This window comes from Neobacillus driksii (assembly GCF_013409995.1).
GTDB lineage: Bacteria > Bacillota > Bacilli > Bacillales > Cytobacillaceae > Neobacillus > Neobacillus driksii.
The window spans coordinates 243,906-262,663 of the sequence record NZ_JACCBX010000003.1; the positions used below are offsets into that span (position 1 = coordinate 243,906).

Annotated in this window: 23 protein-coding genes and 1 riboswitch; of the genes, 4 read left to right on the plus strand and 19 right to left on the minus strand. The window is 36.6% G+C overall.

The window, feature by feature from the left end:
• Positions 1-2: 2 nt before the first annotated feature.
• From sleB to F4694_RS07535, 10 genes are all read right to left on the minus strand, one after another.
• A complete protein-coding gene (sleB, locus tag F4694_RS07490) occupies positions 3-884 on the minus strand; it encodes a spore cortex-lytic enzyme (RefSeq protein WP_179596441.1) in 882 nt (293 codons plus the stop codon).
• An 89-nt stretch (positions 885-973) separates the two neighbouring features.
• Positions 974-1,663, minus strand: coding sequence for a glutamic-type intramembrane protease PrsW (gene prsW, locus F4694_RS07495; RefSeq protein ID WP_179596443.1), 690 nt, complete (start codon positions 1,661-1,663; stop codon positions 974-976).
• A gap of 95 nt (positions 1,664-1,758) precedes the next feature.
• Complete coding sequence (locus tag F4694_RS07500; protein ID WP_179596445.1) at positions 1,759-2,715, minus strand: asparaginase; 957 nt, start codon at positions 2,713-2,715, stop codon at positions 1,759-1,761.
• Between the two features lie 8 nt (positions 2,716-2,723).
• Positions 2,724-3,695 (minus strand): YpdA family putative bacillithiol disulfide reductase, encoded by a 972-nt coding sequence (locus F4694_RS07505; RefSeq protein WP_179596447.1) that lies wholly within the window; start codon positions 3,693-3,695, stop codon positions 2,724-2,726.
• An 87-nt stretch (positions 3,696-3,782) separates the two neighbouring features.
• Positions 3,783-5,060 (minus strand): Glu/Leu/Phe/Val family dehydrogenase, encoded by a 1,278-nt coding sequence (locus tag F4694_RS07510; RefSeq protein ID WP_179596449.1) that lies wholly within the window; start codon positions 5,058-5,060, stop codon positions 3,783-3,785.
• Between the two features lie 209 nt (positions 5,061-5,269).
• The gene (locus tag F4694_RS07515) at positions 5,270-5,851 is read right to left on the minus strand and encodes a genetic competence negative regulator (protein WP_179596451.1); all 582 of its coding nucleotides are present in this window, start codon (positions 5,849-5,851) and stop codon (positions 5,270-5,272) included.
• Positions 5,852-5,922: 71 nt separating this feature from the next.
• Entirely contained in the window at positions 5,923-6,834 is a 912-nt protein-coding gene (locus F4694_RS07520) for a MerR family transcriptional regulator (RefSeq protein ID WP_179596453.1), read from the minus strand.
• Between the two features lie 45 nt (positions 6,835-6,879).
• The gene (locus F4694_RS07525) at positions 6,880-7,647 is read right to left on the minus strand and encodes a metallophosphoesterase (RefSeq protein ID WP_179596455.1); all 768 of its coding nucleotides are present in this window, start codon (positions 7,645-7,647) and stop codon (positions 6,880-6,882) included.
• A 73-nt stretch (positions 7,648-7,720) separates the two neighbouring features.
• Entirely contained in the window at positions 7,721-7,963 is a 243-nt protein-coding gene (locus F4694_RS07530; protein WP_179596457.1) for a hypothetical protein, read from the minus strand.
• Positions 7,964-8,020: 57 nt separating this feature from the next.
• Positions 8,021-8,653, minus strand: coding sequence for a CBS domain-containing protein (locus F4694_RS07535; protein WP_179596459.1), 633 nt, complete (start codon positions 8,651-8,653; stop codon positions 8,021-8,023).
• Positions 8,654-8,795: 142 nt separating this feature from the next.
• Between F4694_RS07535 and F4694_RS07540 the strand changes: the two genes are divergently transcribed.
• The 3 genes from F4694_RS07540 (at position 8,796) to F4694_RS07550 (ending at position 9,929) form a co-directional block, all read left to right on the plus strand.
• Positions 8,796-9,026 carry a spore coat associated protein CotJA gene (locus F4694_RS07540; RefSeq protein WP_179596461.1) on the plus strand — a complete coding sequence of 77 codons (231 nt, stop codon included), beginning with the start codon at positions 8,796-8,798 and terminating at the stop codon, positions 9,024-9,026.
• Positions 9,023-9,283 (plus strand): spore coat protein CotJB, encoded by a 261-nt coding sequence (locus F4694_RS07545; RefSeq protein WP_179596463.1) that lies wholly within the window; start codon positions 9,023-9,025, stop codon positions 9,281-9,283. The genes F4694_RS07540 and F4694_RS07545 overlap by 4 nt, the downstream gene beginning before the upstream one ends.
• 76 nt (positions 9,284-9,359) lie before the next feature.
• Entirely contained in the window at positions 9,360-9,929 is a 570-nt protein-coding gene (locus F4694_RS07550) for a manganese catalase family protein (protein WP_179596466.1), read from the plus strand.
• Between the two features lie 33 nt (positions 9,930-9,962).
• Here F4694_RS07550 and F4694_RS07555 read toward each other — a convergent pair whose 3' ends face one another.
• The 5 genes from F4694_RS07555 to F4694_RS07575 all read right to left on the minus strand — a co-directional run bounded on the left by F4694_RS07555 (position 9,963) and on the right by F4694_RS07575 (position 14,297).
• On the minus strand, positions 9,963-10,418 hold the full coding sequence (locus F4694_RS07555; RefSeq protein ID WP_179596468.1) for a DUF2663 family protein: 456 nt from the start codon (positions 10,416-10,418) through the stop codon (positions 9,963-9,965).
• A gap of 88 nt (positions 10,419-10,506) precedes the next feature.
• Entirely contained in the window at positions 10,507-11,154 is a 648-nt protein-coding gene (locus F4694_RS07560; RefSeq protein WP_179596470.1) for a LysM peptidoglycan-binding domain-containing protein, read from the minus strand.
• Positions 11,147-11,755, minus strand: coding sequence for a CPBP family intramembrane glutamic endopeptidase (locus F4694_RS07565; protein WP_179596472.1), 609 nt, complete (start codon positions 11,753-11,755; stop codon positions 11,147-11,149). The genes F4694_RS07560 and F4694_RS07565 overlap by 8 nt, the downstream gene beginning before the upstream one ends.
• Positions 11,752-13,260: a RecQ family ATP-dependent DNA helicase gene (locus F4694_RS07570; RefSeq protein WP_179596474.1), complete on the minus strand. Its 1,509-nt coding sequence runs from the start codon at positions 13,258-13,260 to the stop codon at positions 11,752-11,754. The genes F4694_RS07565 and F4694_RS07570 overlap by 4 nt, the downstream gene beginning before the upstream one ends.
• Positions 13,260-14,297 (minus strand): YpbB family protein, encoded by a 1,038-nt coding sequence (locus F4694_RS07575; protein WP_179596476.1) that lies wholly within the window; start codon positions 14,295-14,297, stop codon positions 13,260-13,262. The genes F4694_RS07570 and F4694_RS07575 overlap by 1 nt, the downstream gene beginning before the upstream one ends.
• A gap of 235 nt (positions 14,298-14,532) precedes the next feature.
• Here F4694_RS07575 and F4694_RS07580 point away from each other — a divergent pair, with 235 nt between their 5' ends.
• On the plus strand, positions 14,533-14,781 hold the full coding sequence (locus F4694_RS07580; protein WP_063251244.1) for a ferredoxin: 249 nt from the start codon (positions 14,533-14,535) through the stop codon (positions 14,779-14,781).
• Between the two features lie 105 nt (positions 14,782-14,886).
• On the opposite strand, the gene F4694_RS07585 is transcribed toward F4694_RS07580, so the two are convergent.
• The 4 genes from F4694_RS07585 to sigX form a co-directional block, all read right to left on the minus strand.
• Positions 14,887-15,444, minus strand: coding sequence for an ECF transporter S component (locus tag F4694_RS07585; protein ID WP_179597091.1), 558 nt, complete (start codon positions 15,442-15,444; stop codon positions 14,887-14,889).
• Positions 15,445-15,619: 175 nt separating this feature from the next.
• A riboswitch (FMN riboswitch) is annotated at positions 15,620-15,752 on the minus strand.
• Positions 15,753-15,842: 90 nt separating this feature from the next.
• A complete protein-coding gene (locus F4694_RS07590) occupies positions 15,843-16,565 on the minus strand; it encodes a peptidoglycan DD-metalloendopeptidase family protein (protein WP_179596478.1) in 723 nt (240 codons plus the stop codon).
• 368 nt (positions 16,566-16,933) lie between these two features.
• Positions 16,934-18,103, minus strand: coding sequence for a hypothetical protein (locus F4694_RS07595; RefSeq protein WP_179596480.1), 1,170 nt, complete (start codon positions 18,101-18,103; stop codon positions 16,934-16,936).
• A complete protein-coding gene (sigX, locus tag F4694_RS07600; RefSeq protein ID WP_179596482.1) occupies positions 18,078-18,650 on the minus strand; it encodes an RNA polymerase sigma factor SigX in 573 nt (190 codons plus the stop codon). Before sigX ends, F4694_RS07595 begins: the two co-directional genes overlap by 26 nt.
• Positions 18,651-18,758: the final 108 nt, after the last annotated feature.

Genomic DNA, 18,758 nt, shown 5'->3' on the forward strand with positions numbered 1-18,758 from the left:
CTCTATTCACAAAAAATATGTTTCCCAATTCGTTTTATTTGTGGTCTTGACCAAATCCACTTGCTCGTAGCTGTTGCAGGATTAAAATAATAAAGGGCATTCCCAGTAGGATCAATACCATTAATTGCATCTAAAACTGCTTTTTTTGCTGTTTCATTCGGAGTAAGCCAAATTTGCCCATCAGCAACTGCAGTAAAAGCACCGGGTTCGAAAATAACGCCTGATACAGTGTTAGGAAAGGAGGCGCTATTTACTCTATTAAGGATAACGGCTGCTACTGCTACTTGACCTGTATATGGTTCACCCCTCGATTCTCCATAAACAGCATTTGCCATTAATTGTATATCATTACTTGAGAATCCACCTGGAGTATTAGCCGCAGTTGGTTTAGATGGTGCTGCTTTAGGAGCAGGCGCAGCCGGTTTTGGACCAGGCGCTTTAGCAGCAGGTGCCTTGGCTGGAGTTTTAGCCGGTGCATTTGGCTGTGGTGCACTCTGCTTTTTTTGGTCTACTCCACCGTAATGTGTAAATTTATTGCCTTTATTGATTTGTTCCTTTACAAATTGTTTGTTATATTTACTTGCCTTGACCAATTTTGCCTTTGTTTCTGTACCTGCTAAACCATCGATTGGTAATCCGAACTCATACTGGAAATTCCTTAATGCCCAGTAGGTGCTCCAACCGAACACTCCATCAATTTTCTTATTGTAAAAACCCAAATACTGAAGTCTAGATTGAAGCTCGATAACATCATCTCCAACCGAACCTTGTTGGATAACTTGATTAGAGAATGCAAATACCCTGTTGCTCTCTAAAAATGTAAATGGCATTATACAAAGGAAGAATAAGAGTGGAATAATCCATTTCACGATTTTCTTCTTCATGGTTAAGTAACCCCCAGTTGTAAATCTTTTTAGATGTAAACCTATTTTTTGTCTTAATGGCAAATTTATTCAAAAAAAACCCCCTTCATTTAGGAATGAAAGGAATTTTGAGTAGAATATTGTTTTTTCTTATGGTTAGTCGTTAGTATTCTTGCAAGCTTAACCTTCCTTAAACCAAACCACCAAAGGAAGATCATAAAAGGCAAAATAATATATAGCCAGTTTTCTTGTGAAATTAAAATGTAATCATATAATCCATGAAGAATGAATGGTAAAAATAAGGAGATTATTACCCATTTTGCCTTTTTTCCTTCTGTAAATTTTGCTTTACCAATATAAAATCCCATAATGACTCCGAATAAAGCATGGCTCGATACAGGGAGAAGTGCCCGCGCCATGGCATGTTCGATTCCATTGGCAATCAAATAAAAAATATTTTCTACTGTCGCAAAGCCAAGTGATACGGCCACCCCATATACAATACCATCAAATGGCTCATCTAACTCAACGTGCTGGTAAATAGCATAGAAAAGGATAAACCATTTGAAAAATTCTTCCAGAAGGCTCGAGGAAAGGAATGCTTCAATGAATCCAGATTTAATTATATTCTCTGTATGAAGTACATGCTGAATAAACATTATGGGAAACACTAGCAGAGCACCAAACATAAATGTTCTTAAAACTACTAATATAGGCTCTGACTCATATTCATCTTTTAAATAAAAATAACTTAATAAGGCCAGTCCGGGGGCAATACCGGCTGATAATATTCCCAGCATGGTTAATCCTCATTTCAAATCAATTCGTTACTTTCATCCTAACATGATATTGTGATTAATTAAATGAAAGATTATATCCATTTAGTAATTGCCGCTTAAAAATTTATTTTCTTTAGTCCGCTGGCTAGTGCTACTGCTAATTTTATTCTAGCTTTTTTAGAATCATTATCACTGCCTAGGATTACACCCTTATTGTAAAGGTCATAGGCACTGCCTTTATAGTCATAAGTCGTATACACCGACCCTTCTTCAGCACTTGTTGTGATTACTAAGACGATTCCCTCTGAAAGTGATTTTTCTATTTCCTCCATCATTTGTGGTGCTACTTGACCACGTCCAACACCTTCAAGAATCATTCCTTTTACCCCTGATTCCCTCGCAGCCTTAATAAATTTACCATCAGCACCGATATAACATTTTACGATATCTACTTGAGGAATAGGTGATTGAATAGAAAAATATTCTCTTTTTATTGGCTTTTGAAAGATATGTACTGCATCATTATCGATAATTCCAAGATAACCAAATCCAAAAACGTTAAATCCTTGGATATTAGACGCATGTTCTTTTTTTACATATCGGGCAGCAAATATTCGTTCATTGAACACGACAACTGCACCTGCATTCAATAAATCCGTTGAACAGGCTGAATAAATAGCATGCCTCAGATTAATGAAGACATCACTACCTAAATCCTCTGGAGAGCGTTGCGAGCCAGTGATTACAACCGGCCGCGGGTCCCTGATAGTTAAATCAAGAAAATAGGCGGTTTCCTCCATGGTATCTGTACCGTGAGTAACAACAACTCCCGAAATCCCTTCATCCTCAAAATACTTTTCAATTTTATTTTTCAATGCGACTAAATCTTCAAACGTAATATGAATGCTGGCCTTTTGAAATACTGATTCCACAATGACTTCAATGTCTGTAGGAAGATTACACATTGCGGCAAGTTCTTCACCGGTTAACTCGCCCGAAGCTAATTTTCCAGAGTCCTTATTGGGTTTACTGGCAATGGTACCTCCTGTTGTTAACAAAACTACTTTTTTCATAAAATACTTCACCCCATAACTTGTTTTTCTTTAATAGATCGAGCAATGAGACCCCCGTGGAACCTGCCATTTTCAATAAATATTTCATTCGCATTATTCCCAGCTGCGATGACTCCCGCAATATAAACTCCTTCAATATTTGTCTCCATAGAATCAGAATTAAACAACGGTCTTCCTGTTTCTTCGTCAATTTTTATCCCCATAGCTTTTAAAAACTTGTGGTCTGGATGATATCCTGTCATAGCAAAAACAAAATCATTGTATATGGTCTTTTCTTCTTCATCCTTTTTATACCTTACCTGGTCTTCCGTTATTTCAATCACATGAGCATCAAATTCCATTTTAATGATTCCATTTCGTACCAATGCCTCAAATTCTGGGAGAATCCACGGCTTTATGCTCGATGAATATTCTTTACCACGGTATAAAACGGTTACTCTCGCACCCGCTTTTACCAGTTCAAGTGCCGCATCCACACTAGAGTTTTTTCCGCCTATAACACATACATTTTTATCAAAATAAGGGTGCGCTTCTTTAAAATAATGAGACACCTTCGGCAAATCTTCCCCAGTGACATTCATGTAATTTGGATGGTCATAGTAACCTGTAGCAATTACAACATAGGGGGCTTGATAGGTTTGTTTGTCAGTAATAATATGAAAAACTTCTTCTTCTTTTAAAACTTTTAGAACTTGTTCAAACGAGTTGATGCGCAGTTGTTTCCTCTTTACTACATCCCGATAGTAAACAAGGGCTTGATTTCTTTTTGGCTTATAACTTTCAGTAATGAATGGTACATCACCGATTTCTAGCTTTTCACTGGTACTAAAAAATGTTTGATGGGTTGGATAATGGTAGATAGCATTTACAATATTCCCTTTTTCAATAATAAGTGGGTTAAGCCCAATTTCTTTAAAGGCTATGGCTGCTGCTAAGCCGCATGGTCCACCACCGACAATAATAATATCTTCTAATTGCAAATTGATCACCTCAATTTATTATTCCATAAAAAAACTCCTACCGTCATATGATAGGAGTTTTTCCAATATGTTTCAATAGTAATGCTTTTATATCCAACCTCTAAAACGGCTTGCTTCGGCCATTTTACGTACACCGACCATGTATGCAGCCAGACGCATATCTACACGTCGAGTTTGTGCTGTTTCATAAATATTGTTAAATGATTTGACCATTACTTTTTCGAGTTTTTCTTCTACTTCTTCTTCAGACCAGTAATAACCTTGGTTATTTTGAACCCATTCGAAGTAGGATACCGTAACGCCGCCAGCAGAAGCAAGTACATCCGGGACTAATAAAACACCGCGCTCTGTTAATATTTCTGTTGCCTCTAATGTTGTTGGTCCGTTAGCAGCTTCGACAACGATTCCCGCACGAATATTATGTGCATTATCTGCTGTAATTTGATTTTCTATGGCAGCAGGTACGAGAATATCGCACTCGAGTTCGAGTAGTTCCTTATTCGAGATTGTGTTATTAAATAATTTTGTAACGGTACCAAAACTATCACGACGATCTAGAAGATAGTCAATATCGAGTCCATCCGGATCATATAAGGCACCATACGCATCGGAAATACCTACAACCTTTGCGCCTGCATCATGCATGAATTTTGATAAATAGCTTCCTGCATTACCAAAGCCTTGAATAACAACCCTTGCACCCTCAATTTCGATACCTTTTCTTTTAGCTGCCTCACGAATACAAATGGTCACGCCCTTAGCAGTAGCAGATTCACGACCGTGAGATCCTCCTAGAACCAGCGGCTTACCAGTAATGAATCCCGGAGAGTTGAATTCATCTATACGACTATACTCGTCCATCATCCAAGCCATAATTTGGGAATTTGTAAACACATCCGGTGCTGGAATATCTTTAGTAGGACCAACAATTTGACTAATCGCTCGTACATACCCACGACTTAATCTTTCAAGTTCTCTAAATGACATATCACGCGGGTCACAAATAATTCCGCCTTTTCCTCCGCCATATGGTAGGTCAACAATTCCACATTTTAAGCTCATCCAAATGGACAGGGCCTTAACTTCAGTCTCGGATACATTGGGATGAAACCTAATCCCACCCTTTGTTGGACCGACAGCATCATTGTGCTGCGCACGGTAGCCCGTAAATATTTTTATTGAACCGTCATCCATTCTTATTGGAATTTTAACTGTCATCATACGTAACGGCTCTTTTAAGAGCTCATATACTTCTTCAGGATAACCTAACTTTTCAAGAGCTTTATGTATAACAGTCTGTGTTGAAGTTAATACATTATTTTCTTCCTCTTGATTAGTTTTTTCATTACTATTTTCGGCTACCATTTGTAAACCTCCTAAAAAATCACTTTAACAAATGTTGTCGCTTTCAGACACAAGTATACACGTTTAAATGATTTATGCAAGATGAAAAATTCACAATTCATTATTATTGAGCCATTTTTTGCAAGCGCTATCATCCCCGTGGAACTGGGGTTTTCACCAAAGCAAATAGGAGCGGCGGACTCCTATTTAAGTTCCTCAAAGTATCAAAATTATTTAAAATATTTTCGAATGGTTTCCACCGCTTTATCTTCAATAATTCGATTTCCATATTCTTCAAGTACATGTGTACTAAGAATAGATGGATTACCGTACTCAGATAAAAATGCTGCAATTTTTTCTACTACAGTACTATCAATAATATTCATATTTAAGTAATATCGATTGTTATAAGAATATAAACTGCCGCCATTTACGTTTAAGACAAACAGTCTGTGTGAGAGTGAAATAACATCTTCTATACTTTCGAATTGATATAGAAGGTTTTCACAGCCTTCAACTCTTACTTGCATCTCCACAAAGCCATCTAATAATATTTCTTCATCTTCAATATTATCGTCAACCGTTATGATCATAATCATTCCTTGAGCTTGCAAGGAGAAAATTTCAACTGCAACAGAACCCTGTATCTCAACATCAAATTCTTCACTTGCCTCCTCCAGCATGTCGTGGAAAAGTTGATGCCATTTTATAGAATCCTTCCATATATCATCTTTGGAAAGTCCCCTTTCCATTAAATCATCAGAGGTTAAAAAAATTTTTATCTTATTGACTGTTAAGCGTTCTAAGCGCATGCTCTTTTGCCCCCTGCCATGACATAACTCTTAACCCTAGTGTATGTCAATGGCTTTGGTTGGTGCTTTGTCTAAAAAACCATCCTCTCCAATAGCCACATTTCCCACTCATTAATGGTGTGTCCAAGAAGATTGGATGAATATTGACTTTTATCAAATGGTTTCATTGCAGCTATTGACTTACCCCCAACTCCAACGATAAGATCCTTATAATTCACCGATAAGTGATCAACTAGCAAAAGTACTTCTTTTAACTCGTCCTGGATTTCACAACAGATGATAACTAAATCAGGATGAATCAGATCCATTATTTGGTCATTCTCATCTTCTGAACTAACTTTACCTATATTTATTACTTGAATACCCCGTTTTCGTAAATAAAAAGTAAACATTAACAGTTCCGTATTATCCCTTTCATCCGACCAATTGATACAAACCGCTTTGTTCTGCTGTAAATTAATAGGACAGCTGTGAAGAATTAACGAGATCCTGTCTTTTATGAGCGATGAGGCAAAATACTTCTGTGCAGGTAATATATTCCCGTCTCTGAAATTATCCTCTATTTTCTTTAGAATCTGACTAAAGATATCAATGATTACTTTTTCCATAGTGAAGATACTAAACATTTTATTAATAATTTCATCTATTCTCTCATGCTCAAAGTGAATTAAGGCTTCATACAGTGAGTCTATCATACCGATTAGTGGATTATCCTGCTTTAGGTTTAAGGCTTCTGAATCCATCTGGGATTGATTGTGGCCCAGCAAGGAGATAGCCTGGCTAATGGTAAACCCCTGATTAACCTTCTTAATTAACCACTTTAATATTTTGATATGCTCTTCTGTATATAATCGATGACCTGCTTCATTTCTAACGGGAGCAATCATTTGATATCGTCTTTCCCATGCTCTTAACGTTCCTGGCTGAATCCCCAGCATTAACGCTGCTGCTTTAATATTATATTTACCCTCTTTGTCCGCCATCCTAATTCCTCCGATAATTACCACAGCCATTCTTGAGAAAAATAACTAACCCTTTTTAATGGTAATTAAATGACATTGTGCAGGTGCCCCTAGCCTTAACGGGACCCCTGTTGTGCCGTAGCCATTACTAATTAGTAAAGTAGTATTATCTAATTTTTCTACTTTCCCTTTTTTAAATGGGCTGTACCCAAAAATATGTATTTGTCCGCCATGAGTATGCCCGCTCAGTACAAGACGTATATTATGTTCAGGTAATATTTTATCTATGATGTCCGGGTAGTGACTAGCCAATATTTTAAAGCTTTTATCCTCCGCGTCTAACAACGCTAAATCTAATCTATCTCGCCCTTGACCTACTTCATCAACACCAAGTAAAGATAATTTTTCACCGTTTTTAGATTCAAAAATTGCTGCAGTATTATCCAAAACTTTTATGCCAGAATCCAACAGAATGGCGTCCAATTTACGAAAGTCGGTTTCATAATCATTATTACCCCAAACAAAATATACTGGACCTACCTGTTTTAATTTCTCAAGGTTTTGCTTAACCCTTTCGAAAGGAACCTTTTTCTCCGTTAAATCCCCGCCAATTAGGACAATATCAGATTTCCCTTTAACTGCATTGATAATTTCATCCGAAATAAGGCGCTTATGTATATCAGAGATAAAAAATATTGATACCGCACCAAACGACGCTGGAAAATCTTCAAAGGTCATTACATGCGTTACTACATGATTTAGGAACGCTTCTTTTACCATATATAAGATTAGAGCTATTCCCAGAATTATAAATAAACCAAGTATAATAATCATCCATTTCCCCTTTTTCCATTCTAAAAATGTTCTATGGAAATCATACCATAAAGAAAACTAAAACTAAAAAGGACTAATGCTTACTCCGCCTTTTCTTTATTCCCTTTATCGTAAGTTGTAGGATTTCTTTGAATAGTTGTATACTAATGACTACCCCTAAGAATAAAGCTAATGAGGCAGCAAAAAATTCCAACGGATAAATAATCGGTCCAACCAAGATATCAGAAAAATGAAATGGATCTGTAATTGGAAACCATTCATTAAATAAATATCCACACAAAATAATAAAAAATAACCGCCAGATTATCCTCAACACAAAAATCCCTCCCATACATTGTATGAGAAGGATTCGATTTCTTTCCGGTACAATTTACTAATCTTCCTGAATACTTAATATCCGGAAACCTTGCTCTTCTAGCTTCTTTGTAAACCGATCAATATTATCTTTCTTTTCAACTTTCATAACAATTCTTCGGACTAATTTATCAGTCTCATCAAACGTTACAAGTGAAATAATATGTTCATGGAAGTGATGGGCAATTTCAGAAAGACGGGCGATTCGACCTTCTGTTTCTACCGATGTAAAGGCAATCCTTACCCCAGGTCGATTTACACCGAAAGCGCTCTGAAAAGTGGAAAGTACATCTGAACGTGTCACAACCCCTAGAAATTTACGATTTATATCAACTACAGCCAATAAGGGAAAGTCTTTTAAATCAAGCAGTGTCTTTTCAAAAACTTCTTCGCCCAATAAGAACTTTTCTTGGTGGGTAGCAATTTCATTTACAGTGACACTGCTTAAATATTCATCCTTCTGCTTTCCAGATAAAAAGTAGCTTTCATAGATATTGTATCGTGTAACTACTCCTAAATACTTTTCTCCTTGTAAGACTGGTACACCATCAATCTGATTCGTCTCTAATTGTTCTAATGCAGCACCCAATGTCGTATCTTCCTGTACTGTCACACAAGCATGATTTGGAATCATCATATTTTTTACAAACACTTTCCATCACCTCTAAGTAATATCCTACCCTCCTATTATATTTCAACAAAACATTGAATTATCCTTTTTATTTCACGTATTATGTCATGCCGTCTCAAAAATTTTCATATTTATTATTGATGTTTACTAAGGGAGGGAGACAATGTTTACACATTATAAATCATACTGTCCCGTCGTCAGTCCGTTTGACCCCTGCAAACCAATACCTGAAAAAGTATATTCGACTCCGCCGAATCTTTATATCGGTTTTCAACCTCCAAATCTTCCACAATTCACACCACTTGAGGCATTAAAAGCAGGGACACTATGGAAACCATTTTATGACCCTTACTTCAACCCTTTTGAGAAAGCGAAGGGGGGATTGCCACGATGAAACAAATTCCGGCCGAATATTATGAGATGCTAGAGCAGCTTCAAGCAGTAGACTTTGTTTTAGTTGAATTACAATTGTATTTAGATACTCATCCGGACGATCTTGAAGCTATTAAGCAATTTAATCATTATGCAAAAGAAAGAAAATCGTTAAAAAAGGCTTTTGAAAGCCAATTTGGACCCCTTCAGCAGTTTGGTAACAGCTATTCCGGACACCCATGGAATTGGAACGATCCTCCATGGCCTTGGCAGGTTTAAAAAGCAGAAGTGTCTTGTCACTTGGCGCTGCAACTAGATAATTAATCTAATTCGAAACAGGGAGGGAATGTTGTCCATGTGGATATACGAAAAAAAGCTTCAATATCCAGTTCGTGTTAGTACTTGTAATCCAACATTAGCAAAATATTTAATTGAGCAATACGGGGGTGCAGATGGTGAACTATCGGCCGCTTTAAGATATTTAAACCAGCGATATTCCATACCTGATAAAGTAATTGGTTTATTAACAGATATAGGGACAGAGGAATTCGCACACCTCGAAATGATTGCTACTATGATATATAAGCTCACCAAAGACGCTACTCCAGAAATGATGAAGGCTGCTGGTTTAGGTGACCATTATTCCAACCATGATAATGCATTATTTTACCATAATGCGGCAGGTGTCCCGTGGACAGCTTCCTATATACAAGCCAAAGGAGATCCGATTGCAGACCTTTACGAAGATATTGCGGCGGAAGAAAAAGCCAGGGCCACATATCAATGGATTATTAATCTAAGCGATGACCCAGATCTTAATGATGGTCTTAGATTCCTGCGCGAACGTGAGATTGTTCATTCACAGCGTTTCCGTGAAGCAGTAGAAATATTAAAAGATGAACAAGGTAAAAAGAAGTTTTTTTAAAAATAGCAGAAAGAAGCAGTTTGACGCTGCTTCTTATTTTTTTTCGTGATAAAGATTAATGTCGTAGGTTTTTTTCATCACCTCAAAATCGAGATGGCGATTTTTCCAATGATCTTCTTTCTTCCAAAGATCCTTGCTGCGATTTACGATTTCGCACCTTAATTCCTGGTATTCTTTTTCCTTTTTATCTTTCTGCTGTCTTAAAACATTCATTGCTCCGTATAGAATTGCTGTAATGGCAAACAAACTAATATTTATGGCGTCACTAACAGAGGCTGAAAACATCGCAAAGAAAGAATAAGAGTATTGTTTAGCAATCATAAAATAGAAATAACTAAAAAATAGGAATGCAAAAAGAAGCATAGAATAGATCGTTAAATAATGCCATCTCTTGGCTGTATCAAACTTAATTTTCCTTTTGCGTACGTTTTCCAGCATTTGTTTTGTTGCCTCATCAGTATACTCCAGTGAACGGATTGCTTTATCCATACTATCAACCACCTCAGTTAAATAAATATGAACTTGTCCGATAAAATATGAAAAATTACATAAAAAAAACCGATCAAAAAATGATCGGCTACTTATTTAATGGAATTTTTAGAACTTGACCTAAATAAATTTCATTACCTTTCAAGTTATTCGCTTTTCGAATAATATCCTCTCCAGCTTTTGAATGGTAATATTTCAGAGAAATTCGATAAAGATTTTCTCCCGCTTTAACAGTATGATAAATGACTTGAGGTGCAGGTTCAACATTTTTATCAGTGCCCTGCCCGCTAATAGGAGCTGGTGCAGGAGCTGGACTCTCAATTGGAGTATCCTGGCTGATGGACTTTTGAACTTCGACAGCCTCTTGATTATCCTCCACAGGAACATTTTCTTTTTCCTCTGCTTCGGTTTCAACGGTACTTTCAGTTTCAGATTTTTCAAAGTTAATGACTTCATATCCGGAAGAGTCGCCGGTGACTTTCTCAGTCTTGCTGCCTTTTCCCTCCTCAAGATAGGAGTAAGCACTAAAAATAACGATAGGAAGAAGAATAAAAAATAGTACCAGGATACGAATTACCGGATATTTTATCTTCAATTTCGTTTTCTTTCTTTTTTCCCTATGGATTTGTTCTCTAGGAGGTAATTGGTCACGAACCTCAGTTGTTTCTTCATTAATTTTTTCAATTCGCCGTTTTAGCCGTTCCGCCTGGCTTCTAAAAGGTTCTTCTTTATTCATTAAGCAGCCCCTCCTGTTCATCGACATCTATGGTGTGTTTATATTTAATATATAGCCCTAATAAAAAATCAATTGTAAAATGCATGATCATCGTAAGAGCTAAATTGTTACTCCATTCATAAACGGAGCCAATAAAAAAACTAAGGATGACAATATTAGAAAATAAAAACCAATTAAAAAGGTATCGAAAATGTATGATTGCAAAAATAAGACTTGCAAGAATTAATCCAACCTTCGTTTGGATTACCCCACGAAAAAGCAGCTCTTCACTGAATGCAACTAATGCAGCAATCCACGCTATGTGGAGCACACTTCTATTCTTAAAAATTCTTTCGTTCAAACCTCCATCGTCATAAAAAGACTTAGGGAGTAATTTCATTAATATAATATCTACAATGACTACAGCTGCACCTGCTGAAACGCCAATTAACAAAATTCTCACATCAGAAAAATCAATACTTCGCAAATATGAAAAGTGATCAAATAATAGAATGCCTAAAATAAAAGTAATGCCAAGCAGTAAGATTTGGGTCAAATATAGATGAGAGAGCAGTTCTTTATCAGTTAATCCTTTAATTAGTTCATTATATTTATTTTTCATTTACTCATCTCACCATTTAGTAGAATATTTGCTAGATAATCCTTCCAAGTTTCATCCTTAACAGGATAGCTTTGAATGCCAGCTTGTGCGTGGTATTGTTCAAACTGAATTCCACAAACGTCGCAGCAATTCTGATTTCTTCTCTTAACTGGCTCTTCGTCAAAATAATCTAGAATTAATTCTCTTCTACACGATTCGGATTTAATCCACTTCTTTAAATAATGTATACTGCCCTTTTTAACCTTTAATCTATCATTAACAAAATCCTTTAAGCCCTGTTTTAAATGTTCTAGAGAGTATATTTCTAGAGGCTTTTTTATAAAATCCTGAATTATACGCCACTGAATCTCTGAGAACCCCCCATCTTCTCTTAAATGTTGATTCATTTCAAGAAAATGGTCAATCAGTTTTTCTTCCTTGGGAAAATATGAAAATAGCCAGTCAATTTGCTGCTCTGACGGCAATTCACTTTCCGCCAGCTGTACAGGAAGCTGTTCATCTCCTGGAGAATATAGTAAAATCGCAATACTTTCCTCACCATCGCGTCCAGCTCTACCAATCTCCTGCAGGTAGGATTCCATTTGCATTGGCATATGGTAATGAATAACAAATCGAATATTTTCTTTATTAACTCCCATTCCAAAAGCACTTGTTGCGCAGATTACATCGAGTTGCCCATGAATAAATTGTTGTTGTATCAAGATTCTTTGTTCCTGGTCTAAGCCTCCATGGTAAGCCATGGCTCTTGATATCCCCTTCTCCGCTAATAGCGAAGCCATTTGTTCAGCAATCTTCTTACTTGAAAAATAAATGATTCCTGGTTTCTGAAGTTGACACACTAATTCTATCAGACGTGATTGTTTATCATAATAGTTAGGTACTTCTTCAATATAAAAGGCGATATTAGGTCTGTCTATCGTTGATTCAATCTTGGTATAATTCTGTAAGTCGAGAGATTGAATAATATCTTCTCTTACTTTTTTGGTCGCCGTTGCTGTTAAAGCGAGAGTTAGGGGATTCCCCAATTGATCCCGGTATTCTCCTAACTTCGAATATTCTGGTCGAAAGTCGAAGCCCCACTGTGAAATACAATGTGCCTCATCTACTACAAATAATGATACAGAAAGCGCCTGTAATCTTTTCATTATAATAGGTAAGCTTAACATCTCGGGCGAGACGAAAATATATTTGTATTTTGTTAAATTACGTAATACATAGCCTCGCTTCTCAGCGTCAAGGAAAGAATTCAATGCAATGACCCTTTTCTCTCCAAATTTCATTAATTGTTCCACCTGGTCCTGCATTAAGGATAACAGAGGGGAAATGATTATAATTTGACCATCCAGACAATATCCAGGGAGTTGGTAGCATAAGGACTTACCAGTGCCTGTTGGGAGCATTGCAATCGTGTGGTTCCCTCCTAGCAGAGAAGAAATAACTTCCTTTTGCCCCGTTTTAAAGGTGTTGTATCCAAAATACTTATTCAGAAGATTTTCTAATTCCATTATCTATCACCATACTTTGCAAGAACGAGTCTGATTTGAAAGTAGGAAACTGTTTTTAGTGTGTTCCTAATTACCTTTAACTGCCTAGTAGATTCTCGCTTTGAAATTTCTAGAATCTGATGCTGAATTTCTTCATTTACATACGAGTTAATGGAAAAATCCTTAACATTCAAAGCAAACTCTACAAGATGGTCTTCAATCGTACTTATTTTTAAATTCCGAATGCTTGCGATTTCCTCCGCAGTAAATCCTTGATTGAGAAGTACAAGGGTTTTACGAGCCGAAAGTGTTAAAGAATCGTTTTGGTCTAAATTAGCAAGCAGCGATGATAATACTTTAAATCGAGAAGGATCATTTTCAACAAAATGAAGTAAACAATGAATTGTATTAATAAATTCCAGATGAAAATGTAATGAATCGATATTTAATTTTTTCGCAATTTGAGAAGAGGTCAACCCAATCTGCTTGTATCCAGTTAATCGAAATATTAAAACCTTTGGATTTACATCTCTGGCAAGTTCAAGAATTTCAATCAATTCCGAAAAAAGGGATCTTCCAAGCTCTTGCTTTGGTACAGAGGTAGACTTTAGAAACCCCTTTAACCAGTTATGAACATCAACATTTTTTTGAATTGGGATATATTTGGTTTCATGGAATGTAAAATTTGAAGTTACTTGTACTAACAGCGAGAGTCTTTCCCAAACTAATAAGGTAAAGGGTTGATATCGCCATCCATTCACATAATATGGCTGTTCATTATTTAATAAATAATCTTCACCAGCTGGGGTAAGTAGAAATCTTTGTTCCCCACATGGTTCAACCAGTTTATTTTCAAGTAACTTGCTGAAAATCTCATCAAAGGATTCACGCGTTAACGGTTCAAGAATCCGAAAGTACCTTTTTAGTGAAAATAAATGTGCATCCTGAAGTGTTTGTGATGATTTTTTTCCATTTAACAGATGATAGATGGAATAAATTGTTCGTTCACCATTTAATTGTTTTAAACAATATAACAAAATGTTTTCAATTCTACACATTTCTTTCCACCACTTTTTGTTCATAATCGACAAAATTACCTATTTTTCTATCCCTTATTCTATCATGAAACGGCGTATCGTGTTGCTAAAAATTGTGGAAGATTAGGGGAATCCATTTTCTATATAGCATTTTTCTATTGAAAAGTTACTCACAGAGTTTTACAATAGGAATGGGTAATGCGTTTCCATTATATATGGAAGGTAGTAAGTTATTTTATTGGGAGGTTTTTTTTTCATGGCAAAGTATACGATTGTTGACAAAGAAACTTGCATTGCATGCGGAGCATGTGGCGCAGCGGCACCAGACATTTACGATTATGATGATGAGGGTATTGCATTTGTAACTCTTGATGATAATGAGGGTATTGTTGAAATCCCTGATGTTTTAATTGATGATATGATGGATGCTTTCGAAGGCTGTCCAACAGATTCAATTAAAGTTGCTGATGAACCATTTGATGGCAACGCAACTAAATTCGAATAATATTTTGTCATTAAAATATTGTTAAGCTGCTGCCCCTGCCTAATGGCGGGGGTTATTTATTTTTTAAAAAATAAAAAAACCAGGCTGCACCTGGTTTCTTTTTAATTAAGCACTCTTTACGATTGTTAATTTATTAATCCATGACTGCATCCGAAGGAATAACAGCATAAATATTGAAGACATAATTAAACCTTTTATGATATTAAATGGTAAGATAGCTGGTACGACTAAATTACGCATGTCAGGGAACTGCAACAGCGAAGTATACGCCGGTAAAATAAACAAGTAATTTAAAACGCTCATCATTATCGCCATAATAAGTGTTCCAACAATAAGTGCAAGCGTCATTCCTTTTCTGGTTTTCATTTTGTTGTAAACATAGAAAGTAGGCAACACAAACAAAATACCAGCTAAAAAATTGGCAATATGCCCAACCGGAATTCCAGTTGTACTTCCAGTAGCTACATAATTAAGCGCATTTTTGAAAAACTCGACTAAAATTCCTGCAACAGGTCCAAAAATTAAAGCTGCGATTAATGCTGGGATATCGCTAAAATCGATAAATAAGAAATTTGGGAATGGCGGGAGCGGGAAGTTTATCAGCATTAAAAGATATGCGATACTGCTCAGCATTCCGATTGATACAATTGCTTTGACACTCATTTTTTTCTTCAATTTTTCCTCTCTCCTTTTGATCCATCAAGTTAGGAAGAGAGGTTCAGCAGCTTTTAAGGTGTCCCAGTAAAATAAAAAACCTCAAGAATATATCTTGAGGGAGTTTACAAAGGCACTCTTAATAAACGTTCAATATACCAGCGTTTTTAGAACGTCGCAGAACCTCCATCTTCTCCCATCCAGACTATACTGTCGGCTTTGGAATCACACCAAATCCTGCCATAAAGGCTCGCGGGCTCAAGAGTTTTTACTCTAATACCGCCGATCGGGAATTTCACCCTGCCCCGAAGATAGATCGATATTTAATTTCTTGTTAATTATACTAATAATAATTAATTTTGAAAAGAAAAAAGCGCTAACCGATTGTGACGGTTAGCGCTAAATATTTAGTTCTGGATTACTAAAACCTGTTCAGGCAAGATGAGGTCTGATTTTAACTGGTTGACTTCTTTTAGTTTTGCAACTGATAGGTTGCTTTTTAGAGCAATGGATGATAAGGTGTCTCCTGCTTGTACAATATAATGGGCACTGTGACCTTTCACGTTTGTACTGGCTGTTAGACTTTCAGAAGTTCCTTCCATTCCACCTTTAACTGCCACACCTACCTCAGCATTCCCAAGCAGTCTTTCAGGATCAATAGCATTTTTCTTATCATAAGTCCATTCAATTTGATGACTCTCAAAATGGAGATGAACACCAGTGGATTCACCCGTTCTCCCCATTGTTCCAACTCTATCACCTTGTTTAATCTCTTGTCCCTCACTTACAAGTCGATTATTTAAGTGAGCATATACGGTAACAAAATTATTTGGGTGATTAATAAAGACCACATTCCCATACGTTTTCGAATAATAGGATTTACCTACTACGCCATCCTCTACAGCAACTATAGGTGAGTTAAGACTCCCAGCTATGTCAATACCTTTATGTGTTCCATGCCTTGTCCCATATGTATCAGATACGACACCATCTGTGGGCCATATCCATCCAGCTTTTATTGCTTGTGAATCCTGCATACTCGCTTCCGTCTGTTTACCTCCTAAAAATAATAAACTGACACAAAGCGCCATAATTGCGGCGATTAAAAGCCGCCTTATGTAGTCTCGCATTTAATTTTTTTCCTCCTTAATCTTGTCCTCTCCTCCACAAACCATATGTTAAACTAATCAAGTTTAGAACATATAGTTTGAAGAGACGGTTGAACATACTTGTTATAATTTGGAGACAAATGGTTTTTTATACACAAATAAATAGAAAAGTGGAAGGCGCCTGCCTATCGGCGACAAGCATAAGACGAGCCGGTAGGAAGGTTGCTCTTTAACCTTCTTGACGGATTGGCTGTAGACCAAAGAGCCGATGGCGCCTCCTTGTAAAAGCTAACGCTTTTCCTTCGTGCGAGGCGTCGCTTCCGAAGCTTACTCTTGTGGAACTAGACAAAAAAAAGATTAACCATGTTATGGTCAATCTCTTTCTTTTTTTATTGGATTTGACGAAGATTTGGCGCTAGTGGAACTTTCATTTCTTTCGTTAAGTCAAATGGTCCCAAAAGCTGAATCGGAGCATTTACTATCGTTATTGTATCTATCCCAAACTCCTTAGCAGTTAGTAAAATAGCTTCATAGGAGTTCACGGTTTCCTGGCTATTCTCCATTGCTGCATTTTCATCCAGGGTGATGATTAACTTATTTTCTTTGGCTGTAACATCCTTAATCGGGAAGGATGGTATTAATGAGGCTTTTAGAGCTTGCTCTTGTTGATCGGTCTTCATTGCTTCCAAAGCAGCGTTAATATCTTGATACGTATCAGTCGAAGGGACGAGGTAGGTGGTATCCATCCCATCAGGTTTATAAAAGAAATAGGCGTGTTTTCCTTCTGGTTTTACTTCTATCTCTTCCAATACCCCATAATTACCAAGTTCTACACCCGGCTGACCATCGGTTTTTAACATAATTTTATTAACGTTACTGTTTGAAGCTATATTATTCTTAAGAGTAGTGATAAAATTAATTTCAGCTGTAGAACCTTGCCCATAAGGATGATTTTTAGGTACGTCAACTATGACTGTATTCTTAGTTTCATCCAATTCGAACTTGGCATTTAAAGGATAATAATCAGCAAGTCCCCATTCCTCTTCATTTAATAATTCCATTGATTCTGTAAATATAGTTAACCAATTCTTATTATTATCTGGTGTAACAACAATGGATATAGGTACTAGATTTTGTGCCTGCGAATCAGGAATCCAATACGTGATTACAGTTCCATCACCCGCTTCATCATCGTATAAAGCGTTTTTATTGATTTCGGTTATCCGCATTTCAGGTTTAGAACCTGATTTACTATCTTCTTTTTTCATCAAAAGCGATGAGTGATCATCAGACTGGCTCATTTTTGCTTCACTTGACGATTCTTCTTGTTTTGAACTATCAAAAGAATTTTGTGTTCCATTCAACATTTTAGGTACTAATAAGAAGAATAAGAGTAAGGCAGCTGCAGCTGCAAAACCTGGAATGAGCCACGCCGATCTTTTTCTCTTTTTTATAGAAAGATTTTGGTATATGTCACGAGGATTGCGATTGTCATGTATTTTGGGCATTTGCCTTAGTAATTCTTCGAGCTGCTTATCGCTCCACTCTGACTTTTTCACTTTCTAATCCCTCCTTTTCATTAAACATTTCCATATACTTCTTTAAAACCTTTAATGCGCGGTGTTGTGTCGTTTTCACTTTACTCTCTGTCCACCCCAAGGTTTCGGCAGTTTCGGTAATCGATAAATCATTTAAGAAACGTAATACGACAACAGAACGTTGATCTACTGTACAATGCTCTAGACACTGATAAATCCATTTGACTTCTTCTTTATGGACCATAATTTCGTCTGGAATTGGGTATTCATCTTTTACTTGGCTGGAAGTCCAATCAAACTTTTCAAGCAGTCTTCCCTTCCATCCCTTTTGCTTTCGAAATGAATCGATTGCGACATTCCGTGCGATAGAAAAAAGCCACGTTTTCTCGCTGCTCTTTCCTTGAAAACGATGATAGGATTTAAACACCCTGATATATACTTCTTGTACTAAATCCTCTGCCTGTTCCTTGTTCCTTACCATATAAAATAAAAATTGAAAAACGTCATGATGATATTTTTGATATAGTTCATCGAAAACGGAGTCCATTCCATTCCCCTCCCCGTTCATTGAATTAGTCGATACTTATGTCCAAAAAGTTACATATTTTAAATATAGACTTTTTAAGTCAAAAAGTGAAGGCATGTTACAGAAACGATAAAAAAACAAAAAACTCAT

Coding starts and splice junctions, on each gene's coding strand:
- sleB (WP_179596441.1), bottom strand. CDS start 884: ATGAAGAAGAAAATCGTGAAATGGATTATTCCACTCTTATTCTTCCTT.
- prsW (WP_179596443.1), bottom strand. CDS start 1,663: ATGCTGGGAATATTATCAGCCGGTATTGCCCCCGGACTGGCCTTATTA.
- F4694_RS07500 (WP_179596445.1), bottom strand. CDS start 2,715: ATGAAAAAAGTAGTTTTGTTAACAACAGGAGGTACCATTGCCAGTAAA.
- F4694_RS07510 (WP_179596449.1), bottom strand. CDS start 5,060: ATGGTAGCCGAAAATAGTAATGAAAAAACTAATCAAGAGGAAGAAAAT.
- F4694_RS07515 (WP_179596451.1), bottom strand. CDS start 5,851: ATGCGCTTAGAACGCTTAACAGTCAATAAGATAAAAATTTTTTTAACC.
- F4694_RS07520 (WP_179596453.1), bottom strand. CDS start 6,834: ATGGCGGACAAAGAGGGTAAATATAATATTAAAGCAGCAGCGTTAATG.
- F4694_RS07525 (WP_179596455.1), bottom strand. CDS start 7,647: ATGATTATTATACTTGGTTTATTTATAATTCTGGGAATAGCTCTAATC.
- F4694_RS07540 (WP_179596461.1), top strand. CDS start 8,796: ATGTTTACACATTATAAATCATACTGTCCCGTCGTCAGTCCGTTTGAC.
- F4694_RS07545 (WP_179596463.1), top strand. CDS start 9,023: ATGAAACAAATTCCGGCCGAATATTATGAGATGCTAGAGCAGCTTCAA.
- F4694_RS07550 (WP_179596466.1), top strand. CDS start 9,360: ATGTGGATATACGAAAAAAAGCTTCAATATCCAGTTCGTGTTAGTACT.
- F4694_RS07555 (WP_179596468.1), bottom strand. CDS start 10,418: ATGGATAAAGCAATCCGTTCACTGGAGTATACTGATGAGGCAACAAAA.
- F4694_RS07560 (WP_179596470.1), bottom strand. CDS start 11,154: ATGAATAAAGAAGAACCTTTTAGAAGCCAGGCGGAACGGCTAAAACGG.
- F4694_RS07565 (WP_179596472.1), bottom strand. CDS start 11,755: ATGAAAAATAAATATAATGAACTAATTAAAGGATTAACTGATAAAGAA.
- F4694_RS07570 (WP_179596474.1), bottom strand. CDS start 13,260: ATGGAATTAGAAAATCTTCTGAATAAGTATTTTGGATACAACACCTTT.
- F4694_RS07575 (WP_179596476.1), bottom strand. CDS start 14,297: ATGTGTAGAATTGAAAACATTTTGTTATATTGTTTAAAACAATTAAAT.
- F4694_RS07580 (WP_063251244.1), top strand. CDS start 14,533: ATGGCAAAGTATACGATTGTTGACAAAGAAACTTGCATTGCATGCGGA.
- F4694_RS07585 (WP_179597091.1), bottom strand. CDS start 15,444: ATGAGTGTCAAAGCAATTGTATCAATCGGAATGCTGAGCAGTATCGCA.
- F4694_RS07590 (WP_179596478.1), bottom strand. CDS start 16,565: ATGCGAGACTACATAAGGCGGCTTTTAATCGCCGCAATTATGGCGCTT.
- sigX (WP_179596482.1), bottom strand. CDS start 18,650: ATGAACGGGGAGGGGAATGGAATGGACTCCGTTTTCGATGAACTATAT.